This is a genomic window from Loktanella sp. DJP18, from assembly GCF_049310965.1.
Taxonomy (GTDB): domain Bacteria; phylum Pseudomonadota; class Alphaproteobacteria; order Rhodobacterales; family Rhodobacteraceae; genus Loktanella.
Map to the genome: position 1 here is coordinate 1 of NZ_JBMERN010000202.1, position 4,427 is coordinate 4,427.

Below are 4,427 nucleotides of genomic sequence, written 5' to 3' on the forward strand. Positions count from 1 at the left end.
TAGCCGCGTCCAGCGAAAGGCATATTTACCTTCCTTGATGTGCTGCTCGGCGGTGCCTCTCTGATTGTAGAACCTTACCACCCAATCCGGCTCCATGGGCAGGTTGGTGACGATGAAGCCCACACGGGGGAACAACTCGCCCGGATGCCATTCGATCTTGGCGATGACGCGGCGCTCCTCGTCCCAGCTTTGTGCCTGGTAATAGAAGCCTTCGAAGAACCGTTTGACCTTGGTCAGCGAAGGACGCCCGACCGGCCGGGTCAGCCGGTGCGCGATCTTGCTGCGAAGCACGGCATTGGCGGGCAGCCGGATGGCGTAGAAATAGCCTGCCTCTTCGAGCCGCGAATATATCGCGGGGCTGGCATAGGCGGCGTCGGCGCGAAAGAAGCTGCCACCAAGCTTGCGGCCAGCGTAGCGGGCGATCACCGGGTCGAGGACATCCCGCCAACCGTCTGCGCTGTGGACGTTGCCGTGCCGCAGGGCGCAGCGTTCCAGCATTCCGAACTGGTTGAACACAAAGAGCGGATTGTAACAGGTGCAGTCAAAATGCCCGTTCCAGGCTGTGCCTTCCTGATCGCCATGAGTCGGGCTGACCGAGCTGTCCATGTCCAGCACGATATATTTAAGGCCATTGCGATCATGAAACCGGTCGATCCATTGCCCGTTCAGATCGACCAGTGCTTGTCGGTTCTCGGGCAGGGCCAACGTCTCGGTCTCGAACCGCCCCATCTGCGAAGCAGAAGCCGCCTGCGCATAGACGGCACGCCCGCCCACAACCTGGCGCATGACGGGATCGAGGGCCAGGCGATCGGTGTCGTTGACATCCTCGTATCCGGCCAGACGCCCGTAGACTGATTGTCGGAACAGCCCGTCAAGCCGATGGACCGTGTTCTTGCCCCGGCGGCTGTCGCACAGCGCTGCTGACGCGAGGCCCGACAGCCCGAGCGCGTCCTCCAACTCGCGCATCACCAGAAGACCGCCGTCGGAACTGAGCTGCGTGCCACGAAATTCCAGCCGCACCCGGCGGTCAAAACCAAGCCGCCCATCACCCGTTTCGCGTGCACCCTCTGGGTGATCCATAATCCGCCACCTTCAGCAAGATTAACATGCTGAAATATAATACATTACTGGCAATCGGAGGTGCGAAAACGTCAAGTTACTTGGGAAATGCGGGTCCAGTTAGCGCTTCCAAGATCGGCACCCTACATCGTCAGGCTCGGCGTCGGTCCGTTGATTATGACGCTCGCCTGAACGAAAAAAATTGTTCATGATATACTCCGAGTCCTGCGGAAGCCGAATTTGGTGACTTGACGGCTGGGTTTGGAACGATTCAGCTATGCCTATGATCCGCCCTGGCTTTCTTTCCTCAGCAGACCGCCTCGAGCTTGAGGCTTGCGTGCGTCGCCAGCGCGAGGACCACGGTATTGCCCGCCGGGCAAATGCGATCCTGCTGCTCGACGACGGGGAAAGCTGTGCTCGGATCGCAAAGTTTCTTTACTTGGACGACGATACCATCCGCGGCTGGCATAAAACCTTTCTGCAAGATGGTTGGGATGCGCTGGCTTTCGACGGCTGGAAAGGCGGTCAGTCCCGTATGACGCAGGCACAGGAGGTTGCGTTATGCGCTTGGCTGGAAGCCCGCTTTTGTCGCTCGACGGTCGAGATCAGGGCCCATGTTTTAGCTGAGTGTGGTCTGAACTATTCCCATTCCGGCTGCATCAAACTTCTGGCCCGACTGGGCTTTGAATACCGCAAGCCCAAGCCCCTGCCGCGCGTAGCATCCGTCGAAAAACAGGCCGCTTTCATCGCATTTTACGACCGCCTGATGCGTGAGTTACCAGCGGATGAAGCCGTCTACTTTGCCGATGCGGTGCATCCGGAATACCAGACCAAGCCTGCATTCGGCTGGGTAAAGGTTGGATCAAATCCAGCAGTTCTCAGCACGGCAGGGCGCGGTCGTGTGAACATTCATGGAGCTGTGAACCTCGAAACCTTCGATGCACCCTTTGTCGAGCCCACGACCGTTGATGGGGTCAGTGCCGTGCAGCTTCTGACCAAGATCGAAGCGCGCAACCCTGATAAGCGCATCATTCATGTCATCTGGGACAACGCTGCCTACCACAAAGGGTCCGATGTCAGAGCCTTCCTGGCCAGAACAGCTTGCCGTATCCATCTGATCCAGCTGCCGCCTTACTGCCCTCATCTCAATCCGATTGAGCGGCTTTGGGCTGTCTTGCATCAATACGTGACCCACAATCGCTACTACCCAAGTCAGAAGCAGTTCGCCGATGCCATCCTTGCATTCATGCGTGAAACCATCCCGCAGGAATGGAGAAACTTCCGCGACAGGGTCTCAGACAACTTCCGCGTCATAAACCACGAGAACTTTCGGGTTTTGAAGTAGAGGCGGTATAGAAATTAGCCGTAAGAAAATGCCTGCGGGCGCTCTGAACGCTCAACGTTTACCAGTTTCATTTTGGAGATAAACTATGACCAGCCCAAAATCGTCTCACCGCTTAGCGGTATCGGCAATCATGTTAGCTGCATCATCGGGTGCTGCATCTGCTGGCAGTCTTAGTGAACCAACTATGAATCCATCGCCTGCGCCCGTTGAAATGACACAGACGATGCCGGTAACTGACAGTTGGACCGGCGGATACATTGGTGGAAGCATTGGCTACGCAAAACTTCAGGGGTCGTTTAAGGACACCAACCTCTTTCCTTCAGACTTGGACGGCGCAGCCTATGGAGTTTTTGCTGGCTACAACTACGACTTAGGCGCGTTGGTTTTGGGAGGCGAATTGCAGTACGAAGCAACCAATCTAGAAGAAGCCAATGGTGGTCTGAATTTAGACGGTATCGCCCGTCTAAAGGTGCGTTTGGGGTACGATGCAGGCGCGTTCATGCCATTTATCAGCGGCGGCTTAGCTCAGGCCAATGTTTCAGATAGTAGTCTGGCGGGTAACGGGGATGGCGCGTTTGCCGGCCTTGGTGTCGATTACAGGGTTGGTCAAAACTATGTTGTCGGCGCTGAGGTATCCCACAATCGTTTTAACGATTTTCAAGCCGACAACGTCGACTTCAAGGCTACAACCGCGTCTCTGAGGGTATCTTTCGCTTTCTGACAGTAGGATACTTTTCGTTTACGGCAGAATATACCGCCATCGGCAGTTAGAGGTGGCTTGGGCAAACTGAACAGCAGGGATAAGTGGATTTTCCGCGCAACAGCAGAATGATGCTGCAAAAAATGATTTGCTCATCAACAGGTAAACTAAAAAAATGTATTTGACGTGGGAAAAAAGTGATTGATGCCGTCATTACCTGGGTCGATGGCAACGACCCCCTGCACCGGGACAAGCGCCGGCGCTTTCAGGATCCGTCTGCGCATCCGGAGGCGTCCGGTCCACAGCGTTTCATAAGCTCCGGCGAAATCCGGTTTTCCGTTCTGTCCCTGCTGAAGTTCTGTCCCTTCCTTCGCCGCATCCACATCGTGACCGATGACCAGCGTCCTTTCGTGTCTGGTGCCTTGCGCGATGACAACCGAATCAGGATCGTGGATCACAAAGGGATCTACGCCGACCACATGGACCTGCTTCCGGTCTTCTCGTCACGTTCGATCGAAACGATGATCCATCGCATTCCCGACCTAACCGAGCGTTTCATATATCTGAACGACGACATCTTCATCGGCAGACCCATGCGGCCGATGGACTTCTTCGAGGATGATATGCCTGTCCTGCAGGGACAGCTGAAAAGACTGCCCAATCCTATTCTGCGGTGCCTGAAATCTGCGCTGGGGCAAAGCCGACCCGGCTACAAGGCGGCGCAGCAGGCCGCGGCGGGGGCTGTGGGTCGGCGCGACAGCTATCTGCTGGTAGAACATCAGCCGCATCCCATGCGACGGTCGACCCTGGCGCGCTTCTATGACGGCAGCCCTGCCGCGCTGCGGGCGCAGGCGGGGCACCGGTTTCGGTCGGACGCACAGATCTCGCCGATCAGCCTGACCCATCATCTGGAGATGGCGACAGGTGCCCGCATCCTGCCCCCGGTCGATGTCGGATACATCAAGCCTGGCCACCCGGCTGGGACCGCCCTGGCCGGCACGATGGAGGACCTGAACAGCGACGCGTTTGCGTCGTTCTGTGTGCAGAGCCTGGAGGCGATGACGCCCGACGACAGGGTCACGATCCTGTCCGGGCTGGAACAGCGCTACGGTTGAAACGCGTCGATCCCTCAGCTGTCCGTCGCGCCAGGATGGGACGTCCGGTTTACTCTTTGACTCCGGATGGCTAACGCGTGACATGGGACTTTTCAGGACACTGAAATCGAGGCTGCGGACCCGTAGGGCGCTGAAGGAAGCCGTGGCGCGCCATGTCACGCCACGCCCGCACGGCCTTGAGGCACCGCTGGTAGTATCCTTGACAAGG

General features: G+C 57.2%; 4 protein-coding genes. 3 read left to right on the forward strand and 1 reads right to left on the reverse strand.

The features are described 5' to 3' along the window. Positions 1–1,080 (reverse strand): IS1380 family transposase (locus ACOI1H_RS23725; protein ID WP_422440646.1); only part of this gene is annotated, 1,080 nt, incomplete at its 3' end. Positions 1,081–1,336: 256 nt separating this feature from the next. On the opposite strand from ACOI1H_RS23725, the gene ACOI1H_RS23730 reads away from it, so the two are divergent. From ACOI1H_RS23730 to ACOI1H_RS23740, 3 genes are all read left to right on the forward strand, one after another. Continuing rightward, the gene (locus tag ACOI1H_RS23730) at positions 1,337–2,404 is read left to right on the forward strand and encodes an IS630 family transposase (protein ID WP_422440648.1); all 1,068 of its coding nucleotides are present in this window, start codon (positions 1,337–1,339) and stop codon (positions 2,402–2,404) included. Positions 2,405–2,489: 85 nt separating this feature from the next. Continuing rightward, positions 2,490–3,125: an outer membrane protein gene (locus tag ACOI1H_RS23735; RefSeq protein ID WP_422440649.1), complete on the forward strand. Its 636-nt coding sequence runs from the start codon at positions 2,490–2,492 to the stop codon at positions 3,123–3,125. Between the two features lie 176 nt (positions 3,126–3,301). Beyond that, a complete protein-coding gene (locus ACOI1H_RS23740) occupies positions 3,302–4,219 on the forward strand; it encodes a Stealth CR1 domain-containing protein (RefSeq protein ID WP_422440651.1) in 918 nt (305 codons plus the stop codon). Positions 4,220–4,427 lie beyond the last annotated feature (208 nt).